The following is a 24,642-nucleotide window of genomic DNA, read 5'->3' as shown; positions in this document are numbered from 1 at the left end:
CCGAGGAGGAGACCATGCACAGGAAATGCAACGACCGCGGCATCACCACGGCCGAGTACGCCGTCGGCACGGCCGCCGGGGCCGGGCTGGCCGGCTTGTTGTTCAAGCTGCTGACCGGAGGCTTCGGCGAGCAGCTGTTGCGCACGCTGTTCGACCACGTCCTGTCGTTGCTGGGCATCGGGTGAGACGGTTCGACGAACGCGGCGCGGCCACCGCCGAGCTCGCCATGTCGATCCCGCTCCTGGTGGCGCTGACGATCGGGCTGGTCTGGCTGCTCAGCATCGGCGTCGCCCAGGTGCAGATGGTCGACGCCGCCCGGGAGGCCGCCCGCGCGGCTGCACGTGGCGACCCTCTGGGGGAGGCCGTGTCGAGGGGGGAGCAGGTGGCGCCCGGCTCGTCGGTGACCGTGACCGTCGGGGACGGCGCTGCGGTCGCCACGGCGTCCGGCGACGTGGGGCCACCGGGCGGCCTGCTCGGCTTCCTGCCCGAGGTGCGGCTGCATGCCCGGGCGGTCACCGCGGCCGAGTCCCCATGAGCGACACCGGCGCGCGGCCGTGCTCCGAGCGGGGCTCGGCGACGGTGCTTGTCCTCGCCTTCTCCGCCGTCCTGCTGCTGGTCGGCGGTGCCCTGGGGGTGGTGGCGGCGATGGTCCACGCCCATCGCGTGGCCCAAGCGGGGGCCGACCTCGCTGCGCTCTCGGCAGCCCGGGCCCTGGCCCTGGGTGCCGACCCGTGCCGGGCGGCCGCGCTGGTCGCTGCGGCCGACGGGGTCAGGGTCACGTCCTGCCTCGTGTCCGGCACGACCGTGACGCTGACGGTGACGGCCCCCGGGCCGCACTGGCTGGGCCAGACCTCCGACCTGACGGCGCGGGCGCGGGCCGGGCCCGGCTGAGCAGTTCGGTCAGTCGCCGGTGTCGTCGGCGGGCCGGGTCGGTACGGCGTCGGTGCGGGCGTTGCGCTGCGAGAGCTTGCGGAGCTCGCGACTCTCGCGACGGTGCCGCAACGACCTCTGGACCCCCACCCGCGAGATCGTGAAGCCCCACAGGATGGCCACCCCGGAGGCGAGCCCGAGCAGGAAGATCGTCCGGGCGCCCAGATCGGCGCCGAGGAGCGAGGCCGTCCCGCTAGTGCTGAAAAGCGCCGCCAGGATGAACAGCACGCCGGCGCCGATCAGCAGGAGTCCGAGCACGACCATGCAGGCAGGCTACTCACCTCGGCGCTCCGGCGAGAAGCACGTCGAGAAGGCGCACGGCGCCGTCCTTGTCGAGCGGGTGGTTCTGGTTGCCGCACTTGGGCGACTGCACGCAGGAAGGACAGCCGTCGGGACACTCGCACGACGTGATCGTCTCGCGGGTGGCGGCCAGCCACGCGGCCGCGGTCTGGTAGCCCCGGGCCGCGATGCCGGAGCCGCCCGGATGACCGTCGTACACGAACACGGTCAGGCGGCCGGTGTCGGCGTGCAGGGCCGTGGACACCCCGCCGATGTCCCACCTGTCGCAGGTGGCGAAGAGCGGGAGCAGCCCGATCGAGCAGTGCTCGGCGGCGTGCGCAGACCCGGGCAGGTCGCCGCCAGCGAGGCCGGCTTCGGCCAGAACGTCCTCCGGGAGGGTCCACCAGACGGCCTGGGTGCGCAGCGTCTGCACCGGGAGGTCGAGCGGGGTCTCGTCGATCACCTCACCGGAGGGCTGGCGACGACGTAGGTAGGACACCACCTGGTGCGAGACGTCGACGGTCCCGAAACAGATCCGCGCCGCACCCCAGGTGCGGTGCTCGAGCTCGGTCTCGATGCTGATGTCGGTGAGCTCGCGGGCGGTGGTGGAGTAGGCGACGTCAGCGCGGGTGATCGTCGCGACGTGGTCGTCGAGGTCGAGCGTCTCGACCAGCCAGCTGTCACCCCGGTGGACGTAGACCGCGCCGGTGTGAGCAGTCGAATGCGCGCTCGAGGAGTCCACGGTGCCCACGACCCGGCCGGTGGTGGCCTCCACGAGCGCGATCGGGCGCCCGCTCCCGGACCGGATGTCGGCCAGGGCACTCGCCGGCTCGGGGTGGGTCCAGTACCAACCCTGGGGTCGACGCCGCAGCCGCCCCTCCTCGGTGAGCTCGTCCACGAGGGCGCGCGCGGTCGGACCGAAGAGCGCCAGCCCGTCCGTGCGCAGCGGGACCTCCTGGGCTGCGGCGCACAGGTGCGGGCGCAGCACATAGGGGTTGTCGGGGTCGAAGACGGTCGACTCGACCGCCTGGTCGAGCAGCGCCTCGGGATGGTTGACCAGATAGGTGTCGAGCGGGTCGTCGCGGGCGACCAGCACCGCCAGCGCGTCACCGGCACTTCGCCCGGCCCGACCGACCTGCTGCCACCACGCGGCTCGGGTGCCGGGGAACCCCGCGACGAGCACGGCGTCCAGGCCCGAGACGTCGATGCCGAGCTCGAGGGCGTTGGTCGCCGCGAGGCCGAGCAGCCGTCCGTCACGCAGCGCCTGCTCGATCTCGCGCCGCTCCTCGGGCAGGTAGCCACCGCGGTAGCTCGCGACCCGCTCCGGCAGCGAGGCGTCGACCTCGGCGAGGAGACCGGCGGCGGTGCTCGCGACCTGCTCCGCGCCACGTCGGGACCGGACGAACGCCAGGGTCCGGACGCCGTCGGCGACCAGGTCGGTCAGCAGGTCGGCGGTCTCCGAGGAGGCGGCCCGCCGGACCGGCGCGCCGTTCTCACCGGCGTACGACGTGAAGGGCGGCTCCCAGAGCGCGACGGTGAGCTCGCCCCTCGGTGAGGAGTCGTCGCTGACGGCCACCACCTCGAGGCCGGTGAGCCGGGAGGCGTGCTCGGCGGGGTTGCCGACCGTGGCCGAGGCGAGCACGAAAGTGGGCTCGGAGCCGTGGGCGGCGCACACCCGGCGTAGTCGCCGTAGCACCTGGGCGACATGGGCCCCGAACACGCCGCGGTAGTGGTGGCACTCGTCGACCACGACGAGGTCGAGGCAGCCGAACAGCCCGGCCCACCGGTCGTGGCGGGGTAGCAGGGAGCGATGGAGCATGTCGGGGTTGGTGAGGACGTACTCGCCGTGCTCACGGGTCCAGTCGCGCTCCTCGTAGCTCGAGTCACCGTCGTGGGTGGCGATCCGGACGCCGAGTCCGAGGCCGGCCACGGCGGCGAGCTGGTCCTGAGCCAGGGCCTTGGTGGGGCTGATGTAGAGCGTGGTGGCCCCGCGCTCGCCCCTCGGTCCACGGCGTTCGAGGATGTGGGTCAGGGCCGGCAGCTGGTAGGCGAGCGACTTTCCTGACGCGGTGCCGGTGGAGAGTACGACGTGGTGCCCGGCCTGGGCGGCCTCCGCCGCGGTCACCTGGTGTCGCCACGGAGTCCCGACCCCGCGCGCTCCGAAGGCCGCGACCACCTCCGCGCTGACCCAGGTCGGCCACGGCGCGGTGCGGGCCTCCCGGGACGGCAGCACCCGCTGGTGGCGCAGGGAGTCCTCGTGTCCGGGGCGGGCGGCGAGCCGCAGGGCGGACCGGCTCGTCGGGCCCTGCACGACTCCTGGCACGCCGCCAGTCTCCCAAAGGCCTCCGACAGCTTGTCCACGCGTCGTGGCGGCTTGGTGCCCACGATGCGGCAGACCGTGGTTTGATTGTGCAGAACGGCAAGGGGCCAGAGGGGGTCCTGCGCCAGGCAGCGACCACAGGAGTGGACTGGTGGATCTGACGATTACGACGCGCGAGGCCGAGGGCCGCACCGTCGTGTCCGTCGCGGGCGAGATCGACGTCTACACGGCCCCGCGTCTGCGCGAGGAGATCACCGAGCTGGTCGCCGCCGGCACCTACGACATCGTCATCGACATGTCTGCGGTGGAGTTCCTCGACTCCACCGGCCTCGGCGTGCTGGTCGGCGGCCTGAAGAAGGTCCGCGCCCACGAGGGCTCCCTGCAGCTGGTCTGCAACCAGGACCGCCTCCTGAAGATCTTCCGGATCACCGGGCTGGCCAAGGTGTTCGTCATCCACGACACCCCTGAAGCGGCCCTCGCCGCCAGCTGACCGCTCCTCACGTCGTACGACGTGAGGAGGCGTTCGCGCGGGTCAGCCCGATGTGGTTGGCACCGCTCCCGTCTGACATGATCCCCGGGGCGCATGGCACAATCCGCGCCGCAACGTCTGTGAACGTATTCCCAGGAGGAAACACATGACCGGGATCATTCCCGCCGTCGTGACCCTCTCCGGGGGCAACCTCGTGCTGGTCATCATCGTCGCCCTGATCGCGCTCGGCGCGCTCGCGATGGCGTACATGTTCCGCCAAGAGGTCCTTGCCGCCGGTGAAGGCACCGACAACATGAAGAACATCGCTCACGCGGTGCAGGAGGGCGCCAATGCCTACCTGACTCGGCAGTTCCGCACCCTCGCCGTGTTCGCGGCGATCGCGTTCTTCCTGCTGATGGCGCTGCCTGCCGACGACTGGGGGGTGCGGATCGGACGATCGATCTTCTTCCTGTTCGGTGCCGGTTTCTCCGCCACGGTCGGCTACCTCGGCATGAGCCTGGCGGTGCGCGCCAACCTGCGCGTCGCCGCGGCCGCCAACGAGGTGGGCGGACGCGAGCCCGCGATGCGGATCGGCTTCCGCACCGGCGCCATGGTCGGCATGCTGACCGTGGGCCTGGGCCTGCTGGGCGCGAGCGTCGTGGTCCTGACCTTCCAGGACAAGGCGCCGCACGTGCTGGAGGGCTTCGGCTTCGGTGCCGCCCTCCTGGCGATGTTCATGCGAGTCGGTGGCGGCATCTTCACCAAGGCCGCCGACGTCGGCGCCGACCTGGTCGGCAAGGTCGAGCAGGGCATCCCCGAGGACGACCCGCGCAACGCCGCCACCATCGCCGACAACGTCGGCGACAACGTCGGTGACTGCGCCGGCATGGCTGCCGACCTCTTCGAGTCGTACGCCGTCACCCTGGTCGCGGCGCTGATCCTCGGCTCGCAGGCCTTCGGCGACAAGGGCCTCGTCTTCCCGCTGCTGATCCCCGCGATCGGTGCGCTCACGGCCGTCGCGGGCGTCTACCTGTGCAAGCCGAAGGTCGGCGAGAACGGCCTGAAGACGATCAACCGCGCCTTCTACATCTCCGCGGCCATCGCCGCGGTGGCGTGCGTGATCCTGTCCTTCGTCTACCTGCCCAGCAGCTTCGCCGGCTTCAGCAACGTCACCGGCGCGGACATGGGCGGCGCCTCCGGCGACCCGCGCCTGATCGCAGCGACCGCCGTGGTCATCGGGATCGTGATGGCCGCCGGCATCCTGGCGCTCACCGGCTACTTCACCGGCACCGAGTACAAGCCGGTCAAGGACGTCGGCAAGACCTCGCTGACCGGCGCCGCGACGGTGATCCTGTCGGGTCTGGCAGTCGGCTTCGAGTCAGCGGTCTACACGACGCTGGTCATCGGTGCCGCCGTGTTCCTGGCCTACCTGCTCGGTGGCGCGACGCTGACCATCTCGCTGTTCGCGGTCGCGCTCGCCGGTTGTGGTCTGCTGACCACCGTCGGCGTGATCGTGGCCATGGACACCTTCGGCCCGGTCTCCGACAACGCCCAGGGCGTCGCGGAGATGTCGGGTGACGTGAGCCCCGAGGGCGCGCAGATCCTGACCGAGCTCGACGCGGTGGGCAACACCACCAAGGCGATCACCAAGGGCATCGCGATCGCGACCGCCGTACTCGCCGCGACGGCGCTGTTCGGCTCCTACGCCACCTCGGTGGCCGAGGCGCTGGTCAAGGCGCAGCCGACCGCCAAGGAGAGCAACCTGCTCAACTTCGAGGTGTTCAACCCGGCCGTGCTGGTCGGGATCCTCCTTGGTGCCGCGGTCGTGTTCCTGTTCTCCGGGCTGGCCATCAACGCCGTCGGCCGGGCGGCCGGCGCGGTGGTCTACGAGGTACGCCGTCAGTTCCGCGAGATCCCCGGGATCATGGAGGGCACGGGTCGACCCGAGTACGGCAAGGTCGTCGACATCGTCACCAAGGACTCCCTGCGTGAGCTGATCACGCCGGGTCTCCTCGCGGTGCTCGCGCCCGTGGCCGTCGGCTTCGGCCTCGGCGTCACGGCGCTGGCCGGTTTCCTGGCCGGCGCGATCGGCACCGGCACCCTGATGGCGGTGTTCCTGGCCAACTCCGGTGGTGCCTGGGACAACGCCAAGAAGCTGGTCGAGGACGGCAACCACGGCGGCAAGGGCTCGCTGGCACACGAGGCCACCATCATCGGTGACACCGTGGGCGACCCGTTCAAGGACACCGCCGGTCCGGCGATCAACCCGCTGATCAAGGTGATGAACCTGGTCTCGCTGCTGATCGCCAGCGCCGTCGTCTCCATGAGCGTGGGCAAGGACCAGCACGACGCGCTGCGGATCATCATCGCGATCGTGGCCGCCGGCATCGTGGTGGTCGCGGTCTACATCTCCAAGCAGCGTCCGGTCACCCTCGGCGACGACGACTCCGGTACCCCGGCCCCGCCGGCTCCGGCGTCCGAGCCCGGCACCCCGCACGACGAGGTGGCGCCGACCCAGCAGTTCGAGACCCAGGGCTGACCCGGGTCCGCACCCGCACCGCACGACGGCCCGTCCGGAGAGATCCGGGCGGGCCGCGTGTCATTTCGCCGAGTCGGCGGAAAGAGGCGGGCATACGACGCCGAGTCGGCGCAAAGGGGCAGCCAGAGCGCGCTGACTCGGCACAAAGAGACGCTCGTACGACGCCGACTCGGCGCAAAGGGGCAGCCACAGATCGCTGACTCGGCGCAAAGGGGCACCCGTGCGGGTCGACTCGGCGTACAGGCACGGTCGGTTTGCGCCGACTGGACGTTCGCCCCGTGCCTGTGTGCGCCGACCCGGCGATGTTCGCCTGCCTGTTCGCGCCGACTCGGCGATGTTCGCCTGCCTGTTTGTGCCGACTCGGCGTCCGCCCGATGCCTCTTTGTGCCGACTCGGCCTCGTACGCCTGCCTGTTTCCGCCGACTCGGCGATGTTCGCCTGCCTGTTTGTGCCTGGTCAGCGGACGAGGAGGCTGACCTTGGACAGGGGGTAGCGGACGCCGGCGTGGAAGTAGCGGTGGTAGGCCACGGTCAGGGCCAGGATCGCCGACGGCGAGAGCTTGATGCAGCCGTGGGAGGTGTAGTCGTTGACCTTCGGGTACTCCCAGCGGCAGACCTGGTCGCCCGGCCGGTCGGCACACTGGCTGTTGCCCGCGCCGGCCTCGGTGTGCAGGAACAGCTCCTGGCGGAGGGTCCCGTTCGGGCACCTCTTGTCGGAGAGCCGGAAGGCGCGGCCGTGGATCAGGGTGCCGGGGTAGTCGTCGTACTGCAGGACCGAGTACCGCCCGTCGGGCAGCCAGCCCTCTCCCTTGGCGCAGGGGTTCTCGGTGCCGGCGCCGCCCAGCCCCGACCCCGCCCGCCACGAGTCGTGGGCCAGGCTCTGCCAGGTCCCGTCGCCACGCTGGCGCGACACGTCCCAGGTCACGGTGCTGTGCCAGGGGTGGGCTTGGTTCTTGACGAACGTGATCTGGCCGCGCACGAAGCCCGGCCGGGCCGACGAGTCGCCGGCCCCCGTCGTCGGGCCCGGGCCGAAGGTCGCCTCGGCCGGGGCTCCAGCCGCAAGTGCGACGACGCAGGCGACCGCCGCGAGCACGCTCCGGAACACACGAGCCATGACCCGATTCAAGCAGCACCCGACCGCGTCGGGGTGAGGTCTCCCGCGATCGGTGCCGGTGCCACGATGACCGCATGCCTCCCCAGCCCACGACCGGAAGCGTCCCCGGGACCGACCTCGCGCCGCCCCTGCGTGCCGCCCTGGTCGCGGCGGAGTTCACCGTCGACGCGGTCGGGAGCCTGCTGGGTGGCGCGGCCTCCGACGCGCTGCACCGCAACGAGACCACCCCGGCCCTGCGTCGTACGACGGACGGCTCACCGCTGGCGACCCTGAGCCGGCTCTTCCTCCTCCAGACCGACGTCGACCGCGCCGGCGCCGACCGGGCCCTGCCCGGCCTGGTGGACGCCCTGGTCGCCGGCGGCATGCTCGTCGCCTCGGGCGGCGAGGTCCGGGCGCTGCTCGACTGCCGGCCCTACGCCGACGACGAGCACGACTGGTGGGTCGTCAGCGACCTGACGCCCGGGCTCGACGGACAGCCGATCCGGGTCGCGGCCGACCACGTGCTCGGTGTCAGCTCCGCGTCGACGTCCCTGGCCCAGCTCACGATCCGCGAGCCGGTCGGCCGGGCGCTCGACCTCGGCACCGGCTGCGGCGTCCAGGCGCTGCACCTGTCCACCCACGCCGACCTCGTCGTTGCCACCGACGTCAACCGTCGAGCCCTCGAGGTCGCCGCCTTCAACGCGGCCCTCAACGGCGTAGGCATCGACCTGCGCGACGGCTCGCTGTGGGAGCCGGTGGCGGCCGAGCAGTTCGACCTGATCACCACCAACCCGCCGTTCGTGATCTCCCCGGCGACCGGTGACCAGGCCGGGCGGCTGGTCTACCGCGACTCCGGACTGCCCGGCGACCAGGTCGTCGAGGCCATCGTCCGTGGCGCACCGGCGTACCTCGCCGACGGAGGTTGGTGCCAGGTCCTGGCCAACTGGGCGATCGTGGCCGACCGTCCGTGGGACGACCGGCTCGCCGACTGGCTGGACCCTGCCTGCGACGCGCTGGTCGTTCAGCGCGAGGTCCTCGACCCGGCGTCGTACGTCGAGCTCTGGCTGCGTGACGCCGGCCGGCACGGCACTCCTTCCTACCTCGCGGCGTACGACGCGTGGCTCGGCTGGTTCGAGCGCGAGCGCATCGAGGGCGTGGGCTTCGGCTGGGTCAACCTGCGGAAGGGAGCCGGCGCGGCGCAGCAGGCCCGGGAGCTGCTCGACTGGCCGCACGCGGTGGAGCAGCCGATCGCCACCGCCGTCGGCGACTGGGGCCGCGCGGCCAGGGTCGAGGTGCACGAGGACGACCGCCTCGTCGCCCGCCCCGATGTCCAGCAGGAGACCGTCGGGGCACCCGGTGCGGAGGACCCGGAGGCGATCGTGCTCCGTCAGCAGACGGGTCTGCGGCGGGCGCGCCGGGCCGACACGGTGGAGGCCGCTCTGGTCGGAGCGAGCGACGGCGAGCTGTCGGTCGGCCGGATCCTCGACGCCCTGGCCACCCTCCTCGACCGGGACCCGGGCGAGCTCCGTACGGCGTACCTCCCGGTCGTCCGCGAGCTCGTCGCCGAGGGCTACCTGGTCGTGCCCTGACCGGTGGGGGAGCCGCGACCCGCGCGGCGACACCGCCGATCCGCCCGCAGGGCGGGGTACCCGCGTTTGGTGAACCGGTTCCCGCCTGTGGGGTCCGTCGCGCTACCGTGAGCGGCCGTGAGCCCCGTGGCTCACCCGAGACAGCAGGAGACACGAGCTCTAGTGGCACACAAGTTGGTGATCGTCGAGTCGCCCGCCAAGGCGCGCACCATCGGCGGCTACCTCGGCAACGACTACGTGGTCGAGTCGTCGATCGGCCACATCCGCGACCTGCCCAACTCCGCCGCGGACACCCCGGCGAAGATCAAGGACAAGCCGTGGGGCCGCCTGGCGGTCGACGTCGACAACGGCTTCACGCCGTACTACGTGGTGCCGCGCGACAAGAAGAGCCACATCGCCAAGCTGAAGAGCCTGCTCAAGGACGCCGACGAGCTCTACCTCGCCACCGACGAGGACCGCGAGGGCGAGGCGATCGCCTGGCACCTCCTCGACGAGCTCAAGCCGAAGGGCATCCCGGTGCACCGGATGGTCTTCCACGAGATCACCAAGGCCGCGATCCTCGAGGCCGTCGCCAACCCGCGTGAGATCAACGACGACCTCGTCGAGGCACAGGAGGCCCGGCGGATCCTGGACCGGCTCTACGGCTACGAGGTCTCGCCGGTGCTGTGGAAGAAGGTCATGTCCGGCCTGTCCGCGGGCCGGGTGCAGTCGGTGGCGACTCGGCTGGTCGTCGACCGCGAGCGGGAGCGGATGGCCTTCCGAGTCGCGTCGTACTGGGACGTCGAGGGCACCTTCGACGCCGGCTCCGGCAAGGAGCCACGGATGTTCCCGGCCAAGCTGCACTCGATCGACGCGGCCCGGGTCGCCAGCGGCGCCGACTTCGGCACCGACGGCGAGCTGAAGGACAAGCGCGCCGGCGACCGGGTCCATCTCGACCGCAACGCGGCCGAGGCACTGGTCGCCTCCCTGCGTGAGACGTCGTACGACGTGCGCTCGGTGGAGTCCAAGCCCTACCGCCGCTCGCCGTACGCGCCGTTCCGCACCACGACCCTCCAGCAGGAGGCCAGCCGCAAGCTCGGGATGAGCGCCTCGGGCACGATGTCGGTGGCCCAGCGGCTGTACGAGAACGGCTTCATCACCTACATGCGCACCGACTCCACGACGCTGTCGGCCACCGCGGTCGACGCCGCGCGGTCGCAGGTCCGTGAGCTGTACGGCGCGGAGTACCTCCCCGACGCCCCCCGCACCTACGCCTCCAAGGTCAAGAACGCCCAGGAGGCCCACGAGGCGATCCGGCCCTCGGGCGAGCGCTTCCGGACCCCGGCCGAGACCGGCCTGTCCGGCGAGCAGTTCCGGCTCTACGAGCTGATCTGGATGCGCACCGTCGCCTCCCAGATGAAGGACGCCGTCGGCCACTCGGTGACGATCCGGATCGGCGGCGTCGCCGACGACGGGCGCGACGTGGTGTTCTCCGCGAGCGGCCGGGTGATCACCTTCCACGGGTTCCTCAAGGCCTACGTCGAGGGCACCGAGGGCGGCAAGCGCACCGACGACCAGGAGACGCCGCTCCCCGACCTGGCCCAGGGTGACGCCGTCTCCGCCGCGTCGCTGACCGCGAACGGCCACGAGACCAAGCCGCCGGCCCGCTACACCGAGGCCACGCTGATCAAGGAGCTCGAGGAGCGCGAGATCGGCCGGCCGTCGACGTACGCCTCGATCATCGGCACGATCCTGGCCCGCGGCTACGTCTACAAGAAGGGCACCGCACTGGTGCCCGCGTGGATCGCGTTCTCCGTCGTCCGCCTGCTCGAGGAGCACTTTCCGCGGCAGATCAGCTACGAGTTCACCGCCGGCATGGAGGACGTCCTCGACAACATCGCGGGCGGCCGCGCCGACCGGGTGACCGAGCTGGGCGAGTTCTACTTCGGCTCCGACCGCGTGGTCGGGCTGCACCAGCTGGTCAACGAGCTCGGCGAGATCGACGCCAAGGAGCTGGCGACCTTCCCGGTGGGCGGCCCCGACAGCGGGATCGTGCTGCGCGTGGGGCGCTACGGGCCCTATCTCGAGGGTCCGTCGACGGCGTCCCAGGAGGGCGACGGCGAGGCCGGTGACGGCGCCGCCGTCCGCGCCAACGTGCCCGACGACCTGCCACCCGACGAGCTGACGCTGGCCAAGGCCCGCGAGCTGCTGGCCAACCCGGCCGGCGAGGAGACACCGCTGGGCCGCCACCCGGAGACCGGGCTGGAGATCGTCGCCAAGAACGGTCGGTACGGCGCCTACGTCACCGAGGCCCTGCCCGAGAACGCCCCCAAGAACGCCAAGCCACGGACGGGCTCGCTGTTCGCCTCGATGTCGCTCGACACCGTGACCCTCGAGGACGCCGTCAAGCTGCTCTCCCTGCCCCGGGTGGTCGGCACCGACGCCGACGGGGTCGAGATCACGGCCCAGAACGGCCGGTACGGTCCCTACCTGAAGCGGGGCACCGACTCGCGCTCCCTGACGACGGAGGACCAGCTGTTCACGGTCACCCTCGACGAGGCCCTGGCGATCTACGCCCAGCCCAAGCAGCGTGGCCGGGCCGCCGCCGCGCCGCCGCTCAAGGAGCTCGGGCCCGACCCGGTCTCGGGCCAGCCGGTGGTGGTCAAGTCGGGGCGGTTCGGCGAGTACGTCACCGACGGGGAGTACAACGCGACCCTGCGCAAGGACGACACCGTCGAGAGCATCACCATCGAGCGCGCGGCCGAGCTGCTGGCCGACCGCCGCGAGCGCGGGCCGGCCAAGAAAGCCGCGAAGAAGACCGCCAAGAAGGCCCCGGCGAAGCGGACCGCGAAGAAGACCACGAAGAAGGCCACCGCCCGGAAGTGACCGCAAGGTAGAGTAAGTCTACTAACTTTGTTGTGTTAATCTGCGGGGATGACCTCGACCCCGCTCCGTCCCACCCGTCGCGGCCTGCTCACCGCAGCGGCCGCGGGCACCGGTCTGATCGCCGTCCCGGGCCTCGCCGACCGCGCCGTGGCCGGTGCGCCGTACGTACAGAAGCCTTTGCCGTCAGCGTGGTTCTACGACTACGGCACCAACGCCGAGATGCGGTGGGAGTCGGTCTCGCCGCGGGAGTACCTCACCTCGCCCGAGCGCCTGTTCGTGCGCGACCACACTGCGACCCCGAGCATCGACGCGTCGACGTACACCTTGCGGATCTTCGGGGACGCGCTGGCGACGCCGCGGGCCTCCGACCAGGCGGTCTCGCTCTCGTACGCCGACCTCCGGTCGCTGCCGGTGACCCGGCTGACGACCGTGCACGAGTGCACCGGCAACGGGCGTTCCTTCTTCGCCTCGCAGCAGGGCACCCCGGCGCCAGGCACCCAGTGGAAGCTCGGGGCCGTGGGCGCGGTCGCCTGGGAGGGCGTCCGGCTCGCCACCGTGCTCGAGCGGGTCGGCCTCGACCCCCGCGCGGTGTCGGTGATGGCGACCGGGCTGGACGCCGACTACGTGTCCGGCGGGGTCGACTACGGGCCGGTCCGACGCCCGTTCCCGGTCTCGAAGGCGCTCGACGACGCGCTGCTGGTGTGGGGCGCGGACGGCCGTGACCTGCTGCCCGACCACGGCTTCCCGATCCGGCTCGTGCTGCCGGGCTGGGTCGGCATCGCCAGCATCAAGTGGCTCGGCTCGCTGGAGGTCTCGGCGACTCGGCAGACCTCGCCCTGGAACACGATCTGGTACCGGATGACCGGGGGCAGCTACCCGCCGGACAGCCCGCCGCTGACCGTCAACCCGGTGCGCTCGGCCCTCGAGCTGGCGTGGGGCGCGACCCTGGCGCGCCGGCAGGTGGTCGGCCTCACGGGTCGCTCGTGGAGCGGCGCCGGCCCGATCGACCACGTCGACGTGAGCACCGACGGCGGTGGCACGTGGCAGCGGGCGCGGATCCGGCGCGGCGGCCATCGCGAGGCCTGGACCCAGTGGGAGTTCGACTGGCGGGCGCCGTCCCGCGGCGACCACGTGGTGATGGCCCGGGCCACCGACGTGGCGGGTCGGCAGCAGCCGTTGGTCACGCCGTACAACGAGAACGGCTACTTCTTCGACGCGGTCGTCCGGCACCCGGTGACCATCGTCTGAGTGAGATGACCATCGGCCCTCGCCCGGCTGGCCGGAGCGTCCTAGCGTCGTGAGTACGACGACCAGGAGGCACCGATGTCATCTCACAGCTCGCACGGACGCGCCGTTCTCGACGAGATGTCGCCGCTGCACCGCGAGCTGCGGCGGGCCGTTCCGGAGGTCTACAAAGGGTTCGCCGAGCTCCACCACGCGGCGTTCGAGAAGGGCGCCCTCGACGTCCGGACCAGGGAGCTGATCGCGCTCGCGATCGGGGTGGTCGAGGGCTGCGACGGCTGCATCGCCTCCCATGCGCAGGCGGCCGTCCGCGCCGGTGCCACCCGGCAGGAGGCAGCCGATGCGATCGGTGTCACCTTCCTAATGAGGGGCGGCCCCGCCACGATCCACGGACCCCGTGCGTACGCCGCGTTCTGCGAGTTCGCCCAGGAGGTTGCGGTCGCGAGCGCGTGACCCCGGCTTTCCCCGGTTCACCGGGGAAAGCGTCGCTACCCGGCCGAAATTTCGGCTGAGAAGCGGCTGGTTCGGCCGAGAAGTCGCCCGGTCCGATCAGGTCAGCGTCCCTGCGCTCCGCGGGGCACCTCGCGAGCAAACTCGCTGCGGCGTGCGCCGTTCGGCCCCCGCTGCGCGAGGACTGAACGTGCTCAGCCTCCCCACCAGAAGGCCGTGGCGACGATGCCGTAGAGCACGATCAGCGACGCGCCCTCCAGCCAGGTCGACTCGCCGTCGAAGGCGATGAAGGCGGCCAGGATCACCGACAGCATCAGGACCACCACGAGCAGCGGTGACAGCACCAGCGTGAGCGAGGCGAGGCCCAAGATCTGGGAGATCAGCACCAGAGCCGGCGCCAGCACCAGCGCGATCTGCACGGGGCTGTTGAGGATCACCGAGAAGGCGTACGCCGACTGGTTCTTCGCCGCGAGCTGCACGCCGACGACGTTCTCGATCGCGTTGCCGGCGATGGCGACGACCACGAGGCCGGCGAAGGTCTGGTTGACCGACAGGGAGTCCATTGCCGGCTGGAGAGCGTGCACGAACCAGTCCGAGACGAACGCGGCGCCCACGCCCGCCCCGGCGAGCATCGTGACGGCCAGCCAGATCGGCCAGCGCGGCTCCTCGTGCGGCACCTCCTGGGCGTCGGGGCCGGTGTCGCGGCGCAGCGAGAAGGGCAGCGACAGCGCGAAGAGGGCCAGCAGGAGGACCGAGACGATCATCGAGAAGGGCTTCTCGTGGTCACTGGCGCCGGTGTGCAGCCAGTGGGTGAGCGACGGGATGGCGAAGGCGGTGACCGACAGCAGCATCAGGACGACGATGGTCCTGGCCCGCTCCGAGCCCAGCTGCTGGGTGCCGTGCTTGAGCCCGCCGACGACAAACGCCAGCCCGAGCACCAGCAGCAGGTTGGCCAGGATCGAGCCGACCAGTGCGGCGCGGACCACGTCGACCAGGCCGGCCTTGAGCGAGAAGATGCAGATGAACAGCTCGGGCAGGTTGCCCAGCGCCGACTGGAGCACGCCAGTCGCCCCCGGGCCGAACCGGTCGCCCAGCTGCTCCACCGAGCGCCCGACCAGCGAGGCGAGCAGGCAGACGGCCGCGGCAGAGACCGCGAAGGCCAGCACGCTGTTCCAGCCGCCGTACTCGGCGAACGCTGCGAGGCCGATGAAGAGGACGGCGGCGGCCACGATCCCCTGGTCGGAGCGGACGAACATCGGCGTCGTGGCGGTGGCGCTCATGGGCGTCACCGTAGCGAGCGGTGGCGGCGCCGGGCCCACCCGGAGGTGGGGGTGGTCTCGACTACGCTCGACCACCGAAGCCGCACCAGCCGATCCGACCGGCCCGGCGGCCGTGGCCAGCAGGAGGGCGGAGGCGCGTGCACACGACGACCGGCGTCTTCGTCTGCTTCGAGGGCGGTGAGGGTGCGGGCAAGTCCACCCAGGCGCAGGCCCTGGCCACCTCGCTGGGCGAGCGCGGTTTCCAGGCGCTGCTCACCTTCGAGCCCGGCGACACCCCGGTCGGGCAGGAGATCCGCAGGATCGTCCTCGACCCGGCCACCGGCGAGATCTCCGACCGCACCGAGGTGCTGCTCTACGCCGCCGACAAGGCCGAGCACGTCGACACTGTCGTCCTGCCCGCCCTGGCCCGCGGTGAGGTCGTGATCACCGACCGCTACGTCGACTCCACGCTGGCCTACCAGGGCGCCGGGCGCACCCTGGCGGTCGCCGAGGTCGAGCGGGTGGCGCGCTGGGCCACCCACGACCTGCGCCCGCACCTGACCGTGGTCCTCGACGTCGACCCCGAGCACGGATTCGGGCGGTTCGCCGAGCGCGACCGGATCGAGGGTGAGTCGGCGGAGTTCCACCACCGGGTGCGGGCCGCCTTCGTCGCGATGGCCGCGGCCGACCCCGACCACTACCTCGTGGTCGACGCCGGGCGGTCGGCGGCGGAGATCGCCGACGACGTGCTGACCCGCGTCGAGCCACTGCTGGGCCAGGCCCGTCGATGACCGCCGTCCGTGCCGCGCCGCCCTCCGTGTGGGACCGCCTCGTCGGGCAGCACCGCGCCATCGAGGCGCTGCGCACGGCCGCGAGCGGCCACGGCATGAGCCACTCCTTCCTGTTCACCGGCCCGCCCGGATCTGGCCGCTCCAACGCGGCGATCGCGTTCGCGGCGGCCCTGCAGTGCGAGGAGACGCCGCCCGGCTGCGGCCAGTGCCACTCCTGCCACACCGTGCAGGCCGGCAGCCACGCCGACGTGTCGGTGATCCGCACCGAGAAGCTCTCGATCGGCGTCGACGAGGTCCGCGACCTGGTCCGCCGGGCCGCCCTGGCCCCCGTCGGCCGGCACTGGCAGGTGATGATCGTGGAGGACGCCGACCGCCTCACCGACCAGGCCGCCAACGCCCTGCTCAAGGCGATCGAGGAGCCGACCGACCGCACCGTCTGGATGCTCTGCGCCCCGACCGTCGAGGACCTCCTGCCCACGATCCGGTCCCGCTGCCGGATGGTCACGCTGACCACGCCGTCGTCGGCGGAGGTGGCCGGCTTCCTGACCCGTGTCGACGGCGTCGACCCTGCCCTGGCGTCGTACTGCGCCCGCGCCAGCCAGGGCCACATCGGCCGCGCCCGGGCCCTGGCCCGCGACGAAGGTGCCCGCAACCGGCGGCACGAGGTCGTGTCCATGCCGGCCCACCTGACGAGTCTCGGTGCCTGCATGAACGCCGCTGCCAACCTGATCGAGACCACGCAGGAGGAGGCCGACCTGATCACCGGAGACCTCGACGCCCGCGAGCGCTCCGACCTCGACGTGACCTACGGCGTGGTCGACCGAGGTCGGCGGCCACGGGAGTATGCCCCGGCGCTGGCCGCGATGGAGAAGTCCCAGAAGACCAGGGCGAAGCGGCGCCACCTCGACGTGGTCGACCGCAGCCTGATGGACCTCGTCTCGGTGTACCGCGACGCGATCGCGCTGTCCGCCGGATCGGTGGAGCTGGTGAACGAGGAGCTGCGCGGTGACATCGAGCAGATCGTGCGCACCACCTCTCCCGAGCTCAACCTGCGCCGGATCGGCTGGATCTTCGAGGCCCGCGAGCAGATGCTGGAGTTCAACGTGCCGGTGGCGCTCGCGCTCGAGTCGATGATGGTGGCGCTCAAGGCACCCACCCGGTGAAGCGGCTGTCGGTCGCCGTCGCACTGGTCCTGATCGTCGTGCTGGGGGCGGGCTCGGCGCTGCTCGCCCTGAGGCCGTCGGCGCCCAGCGCGTCGGGTGGAGGTCCGACCCCGGTGCCGCTGGCCACCGGAGGCCCGGCGGCCCCAGCCCCGGACCCCGCGCTCGCGTCGTACTACTCCCAGACCCTGCAGTGGTCCGACTGCGACAACGGCGACCAGTGCGCCCAGCTCACCGTGCCCCTGGACTACGCCCGGCCCGCGGGCCGGACCATCGAGCTGCACGTGCTCAAGGTCCCTGCCGCGGACCCGGGCTCGCGGCTCGGCTCGCTGGTGGTCAACCCGGGCGGGCCGGGCGAGCCGGGCACGTCGTACGCCGTGCAGGGCGACTTCGGGCAGCCGCTCCGCGATCACTTCGACATCGTCGGCTTCGACCCGCGCGGCACGGGCTCCAGCTCGCCGGTCGACTGCCTGAGCGACTCCGCCCTCGACACCTACCTCGCCGAGGATCCCGACCCGACGACACCGGCCGAGCTCGCCACCTTCGAGGCCGAGCAGCGGGCGATCGCCTCCGGGTGCCCGCAGCTGTCGGGCGCGATCGCCGGCCACGTCTCGACCGTCGAGTCGGCCCGCGACATGGACATCCTGCGTGCTGCTCTCGGCGACACCCGGATGACCTACCTCGGTGCGTCGTACGGCACCAAGCTCGGCGCGACCTACGCACAGCTGTTCCCCCGGCGGGTGGGCCGCTTTGTGCTCGACGGCGCCCTCGACCTCACCTTGAGCAACCGCGACCAGACCCTCCAGCAGGCAGCCGGCTTCCAGAAGGCCCTCGAGTCGTACGCCGCCAACTGTGTGGCCGCTGACATCGGGTGCTTCCTGGGCAAGACCGTGCCCGACGTGCTCACGACCATCAGCGACCTGGTCGCCCGGATCACCGCGAAGCCGCTGCCGGCGCAGGACGGCCGAGTGCTGACCGGTGGCAACGCCTTCTCGGGGATCGCGGTGACGTTGTACAGCCGCAGCTACTGGGTGCTGCTCAGCAGCGCCCTCCGATCAGCCCTGGGCGGCGACGGCTCGCTGCTGCTGCGGCTCGCGGACGCCTACACGGCGCGCAACTCCGACGGCACCTACGCCAACAACTCGATGGAGGCGTTCTACGACATCTCCTGCCTCGACGACCCGACGTCGATCCCGTTCTCCCAGGTGCCGTCGCAGTTCCCGGCATTCGACCAGGCCTCGCCGCTCTTCGGCCGGGTCTTCGCGTGGGGGCTGACCTCGTGCCGGGGCTTCACACCGCGCAGCGACCAGCCGGTGCCGACCGTCCACGCGAAGGGAGCGGCCCCGATCGTGGTGATCGGCACCACCCGCGACCCCGCGACGCCCTTCCAGTGGGCGGTAGCGATGGCCCACCAGCTCGACTCCGGGGTGCTGGTCCGCCGCAACGGCGACGGCCACACCGGCTACCGGACCGGCAACGCGTGCGTCGACAACGCGGTCGAGTCCTACCTCGTGTCCGGCATCGTCCCGAAGAACCGCACCTCCTGTTGACCCTGCGCGGTCGACGGCCACGCCGATTCCCGGCCCGCCCGACGCCGTCCGTATACTTCCGGCCGTTGCCCGCCCCACGTCGTACGCCGGCAGCGCGCCGCCTTAGCTCAGTCGGTAGAGCGTCTCACTCGTAATGAGAAGGTCGTCGGTTCGATTCCGACAGGCGGCTCCATCTGTGCTCGCGCCCGGCAACAACGCGCGTGGGCCTGCACGGGTTCCGCCGTGTGACGGCTGAGCTCCCGGGAAGGGTCCCTCTGGTGGAAGGGGTTGCCGCCTCCGTGGCCCCCTTCGGGTTGTCTTGCTCCCAGGATCGAGCGGCACCACACTGGCCGTCGTCACCGAGTAGTCGGAGGACTACCGCCTATCAGCCCCTGAGACCCCGTGAAGGCCGGGTACACCGAGGAGGTCCGCGTGATGCTGATCGAGCGGGAGTCCCAGGTCGCTTCCTTGCTGCAGTACGCCGAGGAGGCGCGGGTGAGCACCGGCAGGCTCGTCCTGGTGTCCGGTGAGGCCGGAGTGGGCAAGTCCTCACTGGTCGAGGAGCTCCAGCGCCGGTTGATCCATGCCACCTGGGCGTGGGGCCTGTGTGACGGCCTGTTCACACCCCGACCGCTCGGTCCGGTGCACGACCTGGCGCGAGAGCTCGGCGGCTCGTTGCTGGACGCGGTGCGGGGGTCGGCGTCCCGGGACGAGATCTTCGACGCGGTGCTGCAGACGGCGGCCGAGGTCGACGACCTCGCGGTGCTCGTCCTCGAAGACGTGCAGTGGGCGGACGAGGCGACGCTCGACCTGCTCCGCTTCCTGGGCCGCCGGGTCGCCAAGCTGCCGGTCCTCCTGCTGGTGACCTTCCGCAACGATGCCCTCGCTCCCGACGACCCCCTCCGGCTGGCCCTGGGCGAGCTCGCGGGCCAGCGCGTCACCCGACGGATCGACCTGCCACCGCTGACGGCAGCGGGAGTCGGCCGACTGACCGAGGGCACGTCGTACCTGGCCGAGGAGGTCTACGCGATCACGGGCGGGAACCCGTTCTTCGTCAACGAGCTGGTCAGTCACGCAGGCTCGGGTGTGCCCATCTCGGCCCGCGATGCGGTGCTGTCCAGAGCCGCCCGGCTGTCCAGGGCGGCGCGAGAGGCACTCGACCTGGCGTCCCTGGACTCGTGCCGCGTCGATCCGGTCCTGCTGGGCCGGGCGGGCGACGTCCCGCTTTCCTGCTTCGACGAGCTCGTGGCGGCGGGTCTCCTGCGCAGCGATGGGCTCACGTTGCGCTTCCGGCACGAGCTCTCCCGCCGCGCCGTCGAGTCCGAGGTCCCGCCGCACCGTCGTGCCGCGGGTCACCGGGCCTTGTTGAAAGCCCTGACCGCGAGCGGGTGCGACGACGAGGCCCGCCTGGCCTACCACGCCGAAGGGGCCGGCGACGCCGAGCTGGTGGCCACCTTCGCGCCCCGCGCGGCCAGGCGCGCAGCAGACCTCGGCGCGCACCGCGAGTCAGCGGCCCAGTACGAGCGTTCCCTGCGCTTCCCACCCGCGGAGCCGCGTGCCCTTGCCGAGCTGTACGACGCCGTGGCGGAGCAGGCCGGACTCCTCGACGACTGGTCCCGGGCGGCCACGGCGTACGAGCGTGCGATCGAGCTCTGGCGCGACCTCGGCGACGACCGACGGGAGGGGCTCGACCACGGCAGGCTGCGCACCGTCTACTGGAACCTGGCCCGCGGCGAGGAGTCCGTGGCCTCGCTGGAACGAGCGTTGACGCTCCTCGAGCCGCTCGGCCCCGATCCCGCGTTGGCGCGACTGCTAGCGACCCGCGGCGTTCAGATCTGGGGCGCGGACCCAGGCGAGGGGCGGGCGATGGTCGACCGGGCGCTCGCGATGGCCGCCGCCTTCGACGACGCGGCGGCACTCGGCGACGTGCACAACACGGCGGCCATCGCCGCCCACCTCTCCGGCGAGGACTGGCGGCCCCACTTGCACCAGGCGGTCCGTCTGGCCGTGGAGTCGGGGTCCTACGACGAGGCGGGTCGCGCCTACTACAACCTGATGGCGTTCTGCGCGGAGGAGTTCGCCTACGCCGAGAGCGAGCAGTACTGGCGGGAGGGGATCGCGTACTGCGAGGAGAACGAGCTGGCGACCTGGGCCCGGTGCATCCGCGGCCTCCGCGCGATCGACCTCCTCAACCAGGGGCACTGGGACGAGGTCATCTCCGTCACCGACCGGGTGTTCGCCACCCAGCCAGGCCCGGTCGCCCTGCTGGTCTCGCAGCTGACCAAGGGCCTGGTACTCGCCCGTCGAGGCGAACCCGGCGCGACCGAGCTGCTCAGGGCGGCCGCCGGGACGGCGGACGGCATCGGGGAGGCAGGCTGGATCGCGCTCACCCGCCGTGCCTGCGCCGAGGAGCGGTGGCTGGCGGGTGACGACGAGTGCGCTCGGCAGGAGATCGACCGGGTGCGCTCCGTGCTGACCGACGGCGACGCCGACGAGGACGCCCCGACGGGGGTCTGGGAACGACGGCTGTTCAGGAGCTCCCGCGCCGAGCTCCCGGCGGCTGGACCCTGGGCCACCTGGCTCACGGCGAGCCCCGAGGTCGCCGCGGCCTGCTGGGACGACCTCGGTTGCCCCTACTACGCCGCCTTGGCGCTGGCCGACTCCGAGAGCAAGCCGGACCTCCAGGAGGCCATCACCCGCTTCGACGCCCTGGGCGCCGTCGCCGCCGGTCGGCGTACGCGGCAGAAGATGAAGGACCTCGGGCACCGGGCAGTGGCCACCGGAGCCCGACCGGCCACACGCCAGCACCCCCTCGGCCTCACCCGCCGCGAGGGCGAGGTGCTCGAGCTGCTCAGCGAGGGCCTGACCAACGACCAGATCGCCACCAAGCTCGTCCTGTCCACGAGGACGGTCGACCACCACGTCTCTGCCGTCCTGACCAAGCTGGGCGTGAGCTCACGCGGCGCCGCCGCCGCCGAGGCTCGACGACGAGACCTGGTCTGACGGGCCCACGTCGAGAAGCCCCACCTGTCTCGTGGATCGCAGGTGGGCAACGGGGTGGTCGGGCCAGTGGGGGTGGGTCGAGGTGGGCGTCCCTGGCCAGGACCCAGGTGGGAGCTCGTGGGGCATCGCGTGAGGTGCTCCTCCTGAGAAGGTTGTGGTTTCCACTTCCAGGCGGCTCCCCCCGCTGCAGTGATGATGAGCGTCGGAGTTCCTGATCCCGACCTCCGCCCTCGTCTCCTGGGACCTCCGTCTCTGACGCCGGTCGTCTCCGGCGCGGACACTGGAGGTTCCAGCCCAAAGCGGGTCCTAGGGGGTGCGGTCATGAAGTCGTTACGTCGTGCAGGTCGAACTCTCACCGGGTCGGGCCTGGCGATCGGACTGGCGGTGACGGGGCTGCTGGCACCGGCTGCGGCGGCACGCACCGCAGTCGAGCCGGCGACGATCGGGCGCGGGGCGGACCCGTCGGTCACCTATCTCGTCCACGACATCATTCACGACGGTGCCCTGAGCACTCAGGCCACGAGGCACGGGCAGCACGAGCGTCTGTGGAACGTACGCGACGGCTACCTGCTCCAGGACTGGCTTCAGGGGGCCGACGCCTTCCGGCTCACCTTCGTCGGCACCGGGGCCCGGGCCGGCGAGAAGCGGGTGATCGGACGGTCGGCTCTCCAGATGACCGTGGCGGTGGCGCGGGACGGCACCCGGGTGGTGTGGACCCAGGGGCCGAACGACCTCAGCAAGCCGACGGTGGTGCGGGTGACGGACCTGGCGACCGGGCGACTGGTGGCCGGGCGAATGTTTGCTCTCGCCGATGTCCGCGCCCTGACCGGCACTCGCGTCCTCCTCAGCCGCCGAGGCGCGCACTCGCCGGCCACGACCGTCTGGTGGACCTTCGCTCACGACACCATCACCACGATCGCTGACCGGGCTGTCCTGCGAGCCGACGTCGCCAGGGACCGGATCGTCCTCGCCGCGGGCGCCCGCGACTCCTTCTGCGTCCGCGTGGCCCGGCTGTCGCACCCAGACCGAACCTTGTGGCGCAGCTGCCGCCGGGCGGCCTATGCCTGGTCACCGGACGGCTCCCGCGTGCTCGCCACCCATACCTACTTCGACGACGTCGGCACCGACCAGTGGCTGACGCTGCGCGATCGGAACGCGGCGCGCCTCGGCGGGATCACCGGGAGGTTTGCCTGGCAAGCCGTCTGGGAGGACGACCGCCACCTCCTGACCCTGGCCCTCGGCGACTCAGGACAGGCAGGGATCGTCCGGTGCACGGTCGCCGGGAGGTGCGAGCGCGCGAGCCGACTCTGGAACGTGGGCACGGCGACAGCGCAACCGAACTTCATCCCACCTCCCGTGGTGCTCGCCAGCAACTGACCGGCCAGGTGCGGTGGTCCGATGCGGTCTCACGCGCGCCCGGGGTGAGGGACCGACCCCAGCGCAGCCCCATCGTCGGTCGGGGCTTTGGACTCTGGAAGCCGGCCCGCGGCGCGAGGAGACTCGGGGTATGTCCAGTCATCCGGGCATTCGTCACGACGCACGGGGATGGCCCGAGTCCCGCGTCGGTCGCCGAGCGATCGGCTTCGCGGGGTCGAGCGTCACCGGCATTCTCCTGCTCGTGCTCTCGTTCTCGCTCGGGGTCGTGGAGCCGGCAGACAGCTACACCGACAGCTGGCCGCAGCTCGTGTGGGGCGTGGGCATCTGGGCGTTCGCTGTCGCCGCCTTCGTCGCCGGCCTGATCGCGATCGTCCGGCGCCACGAGCGGTCCTGGATGGTCCTGCTCGCCACCGCTCTGGGCCTGCTCCCCGCTGTCCTGCTGCTCTCGGAGATCGCACTGGGCAAGTTCTGACCAGCGTCACGTGTCTCGGAGAGGAGTGTGTGATGACCCTGACGAACACCCGGCCCGGGTCGACCTCCGAGGTGACCGCGGCCGGTCTCACCCGCACCGCTCGCACCACCGGGCTGCTCTACCTCGGACTGGCCGTCACCGGAGTCCTCGGGTACCAGCTCGTCCGCGGCCAGCTCTACGTCGCCGACGACCCTCAGGCCACGCTGTCCAACCTGGTCGAGCGCACCGCCTTGGCGCGGCTGGGCATCGTGCTGGAGCTCGGCATCGTGCTGACCCAGGCCCTCGCAGCGGTCTGGTTCTACCGTCTGTTCCGTCGCGTCGACTCGTTCGCTGCAGGCTTGATCGCAGTGTTCGGAACGGTCAACGCGGTCACGATCCTGGGCAGCGCGGCAATGCTGGCAACCGCCCTCGATGTCGCGGGCGACACGTCGCTGGCGGTGTCCGGGGGCGCGGCAGCGACCGTCCAGCTGCTGTACGTCGTCAGCGGTCATCTCTGGGGAGTCGGTGGCCTCTTCTTCGGCCTGTGGCTGATCCCGATGGGCTGGCTCGTGGTGCGCTCGCGGTGGCTGCCGTGGACCCTGGGTGGGGTTCTGATCGCCGGCGGCGTGGGCTACGTCATCGGCACCTTCGTCGACTTCGCATTCGCGAATGCCGGCCTGGTGGCCGGGCTGCTGACCGTGCCGGCGACCATCGGTGAGCTCTGGATCGTCGGATACCTGATCGTCTTCGGAGTCCGTGACCACGCACGAACCGGCGCTTCGGCAGTGCGCTGAGCCGGACCGGCCCCGGGCAGTGCGCTCGACCCGTTCCGCCCATCGCGACGAGGGCGATGCGGCCACACCGGGCCGGCGGGAGAGACTGGAGCATGACCTCCGCTGACGCCGCGACGACCCGCTACGACTTCGCCTTCGCTCCCAGCTACCGCTGGGCCGCGCTCCCCTTCGGCGTCCTCCCCGGTACGACGTGGGCGGAGCTCGGGCCGGGGGGCCTGCGGGTCCGCTTCGGTCCGTGGCGGCTGCGGACCGGGCTCGACAACATCGCCGGCGCCGAGCGATCCGGTGGCTTCGGGTTCCTCAAGACCGCCGGACCGGCTCACCTGTCCTTCTCCGACCGCGGGGTCACCTTCGCGACGAACGGCGACGACGCGGTGTGCGTCCGCTTCCACAGCCCGGTGCGGGGCATCGACCCGACCGGGCTGATCACGCACCCCGGCGCGACCCTCACCGTCAGCGACCCCCCGGCGTTCCTGGACCACCTGGAGGTGCTGACGCGCTGA

The 24,642-nt window shown here is 71.7% G+C and carries 21 protein-coding genes and 1 tRNA gene; 18 read left to right on the top strand and 4 right to left on the bottom strand.

What is annotated here, in order from left to right; genetic code table 11:
* The first annotated feature begins 14 nt into the window (after positions 1–14).
* From E3N83_RS13205 to E3N83_RS13195, 3 genes are read left to right on the top strand one after another with little or no spacing between them, the layout of a single operon-like run.
* Positions 15–185, top strand: coding sequence for a DUF4244 domain-containing protein (locus E3N83_RS13205; protein WP_151083682.1), 171 nt, complete (start codon positions 15–17; stop codon positions 183–185).
* Positions 182–535 (top strand): TadE family type IV pilus minor pilin, encoded by a 354-nt coding sequence (locus E3N83_RS13200; protein ID WP_238342895.1) that lies wholly within the window; start codon positions 182–184, stop codon positions 533–535. Before E3N83_RS13205 ends, E3N83_RS13200 begins: the two co-directional genes overlap by 4 nt.
* Positions 532–891: an Rv3654c family TadE-like protein gene (locus E3N83_RS13195; RefSeq protein ID WP_151083681.1), complete on the top strand. Its 360-nt coding sequence runs from the start codon at positions 532–534 to the stop codon at positions 889–891. Before E3N83_RS13200 ends, E3N83_RS13195 begins: the two co-directional genes overlap by 4 nt.
* Positions 892–900: 9 nt before the next feature.
* Here E3N83_RS13195 and E3N83_RS13190 read toward each other — a convergent pair whose 3' ends face one another.
* Both E3N83_RS13190 and E3N83_RS13185 read right to left on the bottom strand, forming a co-directional pair.
* Positions 901–1,194, bottom strand: coding sequence for a hypothetical protein (locus E3N83_RS13190; RefSeq protein ID WP_151083680.1), 294 nt, complete (start codon positions 1,192–1,194; stop codon positions 901–903).
* Positions 1,195–1,207: 13 nt separating this feature from the next.
* Positions 1,208–3,532 carry a DEAD/DEAH box helicase gene (locus E3N83_RS13185; RefSeq protein ID WP_238342894.1) on the bottom strand — a complete coding sequence of 775 codons (2,325 nt, stop codon included), beginning with the start codon at positions 3,530–3,532 and terminating at the stop codon, positions 1,208–1,210.
* A gap of 148 nt (positions 3,533–3,680) precedes the next feature.
* On the opposite strand from E3N83_RS13185, the gene E3N83_RS13180 reads away from it, so the two are divergent.
* Positions 3,681–4,019: an STAS domain-containing protein gene (locus E3N83_RS13180; protein WP_151083679.1), complete on the top strand. Its 339-nt coding sequence runs from the start codon at positions 3,681–3,683 to the stop codon at positions 4,017–4,019.
* 145 nt (positions 4,020–4,164) lie between these two features.
* A complete protein-coding gene (locus tag E3N83_RS13175) occupies positions 4,165–6,537 on the top strand; it encodes a sodium-translocating pyrophosphatase (RefSeq protein ID WP_151083678.1) in 2,373 nt (790 codons plus the stop codon).
* Positions 6,538–6,993: 456 nt separating this feature from the next.
* On the opposite strand, the gene E3N83_RS13170 is transcribed toward E3N83_RS13175, so the two are convergent.
* Positions 6,994–7,650: a hypothetical protein gene (locus E3N83_RS13170; RefSeq protein ID WP_151083677.1), complete on the bottom strand. Its 657-nt coding sequence runs from the start codon at positions 7,648–7,650 to the stop codon at positions 6,994–6,996.
* Positions 7,651–7,724: 74 nt separating this feature from the next.
* Between E3N83_RS13170 and E3N83_RS13165 the strand changes: the two genes are divergently transcribed.
* From E3N83_RS13165 to E3N83_RS13150, 4 genes are all read left to right on the top strand, one after another.
* Positions 7,725–9,218: a DUF7059 domain-containing protein gene (locus E3N83_RS13165; RefSeq protein ID WP_151083676.1), complete on the top strand. Its 1,494-nt coding sequence runs from the start codon at positions 7,725–7,727 to the stop codon at positions 9,216–9,218.
* 162 nt (positions 9,219–9,380) lie between these two features.
* The gene (gene topA / locus E3N83_RS13160) at positions 9,381–12,083 is read left to right on the top strand and encodes a type I DNA topoisomerase (protein ID WP_151083675.1); all 2,703 of its coding nucleotides are present in this window, start codon (positions 9,381–9,383) and stop codon (positions 12,081–12,083) included.
* Between the two features lie 48 nt (positions 12,084–12,131).
* Positions 12,132–13,331 (top strand): molybdopterin-dependent oxidoreductase, encoded by a 1,200-nt coding sequence (locus tag E3N83_RS13155; protein ID WP_151083674.1) that lies wholly within the window; start codon positions 12,132–12,134, stop codon positions 13,329–13,331.
* A gap of 75 nt (positions 13,332–13,406) precedes the next feature.
* Complete coding sequence (locus E3N83_RS13150; protein ID WP_151083673.1) at positions 13,407–13,778, top strand: carboxymuconolactone decarboxylase family protein; 372 nt, start codon at positions 13,407–13,409, stop codon at positions 13,776–13,778.
* Between the two features lie 191 nt (positions 13,779–13,969).
* Here E3N83_RS13150 and cax read toward each other — a convergent pair whose 3' ends face one another.
* The gene (gene cax, locus E3N83_RS13145; protein WP_151083672.1) at positions 13,970–15,055 is read right to left on the bottom strand and encodes a calcium/proton exchanger; all 1,086 of its coding nucleotides are present in this window, start codon (positions 15,053–15,055) and stop codon (positions 13,970–13,972) included.
* Positions 15,056–15,192: 137 nt separating this feature from the next.
* On the opposite strand from cax, the gene tmk reads away from it, so the two are divergent.
* From tmk to E3N83_RS13100, 9 genes are all read left to right on the top strand, one after another.
* Positions 15,193–15,825, top strand: a complete 633-nt coding sequence (gene tmk / locus E3N83_RS13140) for a dTMP kinase (protein WP_151083671.1) — start codon at positions 15,193–15,195, stop codon at positions 15,823–15,825.
* On the top strand, positions 15,822–16,988 hold the full coding sequence (locus E3N83_RS13135) for a DNA polymerase III subunit delta' (RefSeq protein ID WP_151083670.1): 1,167 nt from the start codon (positions 15,822–15,824) through the stop codon (positions 16,986–16,988). The genes tmk and E3N83_RS13135 overlap by 4 nt, the downstream gene beginning before the upstream one ends.
* Complete coding sequence (locus tag E3N83_RS13130) at positions 16,985–18,535, top strand: alpha/beta hydrolase (protein WP_151083669.1); 1,551 nt, start codon at positions 16,985–16,987, stop codon at positions 18,533–18,535. Before E3N83_RS13135 ends, E3N83_RS13130 begins: the two co-directional genes overlap by 4 nt.
* A 96-nt stretch (positions 18,536–18,631) precedes the next feature.
* Positions 18,632–18,707, top strand: a tRNA-Thr gene (locus tag E3N83_RS13125).
* A 242-nt stretch (positions 18,708–18,949) separates the two neighbouring features.
* Entirely contained in the window at positions 18,950–21,517 is a 2,568-nt protein-coding gene (locus E3N83_RS13120) for a helix-turn-helix transcriptional regulator (RefSeq protein ID WP_238343186.1), read from the top strand.
* Between the two features lie 321 nt (positions 21,518–21,838).
* Positions 21,839–22,894, top strand: coding sequence for a hypothetical protein (locus E3N83_RS13115; protein WP_151083667.1), 1,056 nt, complete (start codon positions 21,839–21,841; stop codon positions 22,892–22,894).
* 241 nt (positions 22,895–23,135) lie between these two features.
* The gene (locus E3N83_RS13110) at positions 23,136–23,366 is read left to right on the top strand and encodes a hypothetical protein (RefSeq protein ID WP_151083666.1); all 231 of its coding nucleotides are present in this window, start codon (positions 23,136–23,138) and stop codon (positions 23,364–23,366) included.
* Between the two features lie 32 nt (positions 23,367–23,398).
* Positions 23,399–24,139: a DUF4386 domain-containing protein gene (locus E3N83_RS13105; protein ID WP_151083665.1), complete on the top strand. Its 741-nt coding sequence runs from the start codon at positions 23,399–23,401 to the stop codon at positions 24,137–24,139.
* Positions 24,140–24,231: 92 nt separating this feature from the next.
* Complete coding sequence (locus E3N83_RS13100; RefSeq protein ID WP_151083664.1) at positions 24,232–24,642, top strand: hypothetical protein; 411 nt, start codon at positions 24,232–24,234, stop codon at positions 24,640–24,642.

The organism is Nocardioides cynanchi, assembly GCF_008761635.1.
GTDB classification, from domain to species: domain Bacteria; phylum Actinomycetota; class Actinomycetes; order Propionibacteriales; family Nocardioidaceae; genus Nocardioides; species Nocardioides cynanchi.
Note: the sequence above shows the minus strand (reverse complement) of the source record. Positions and strands in the feature narration are given on the sequence as shown.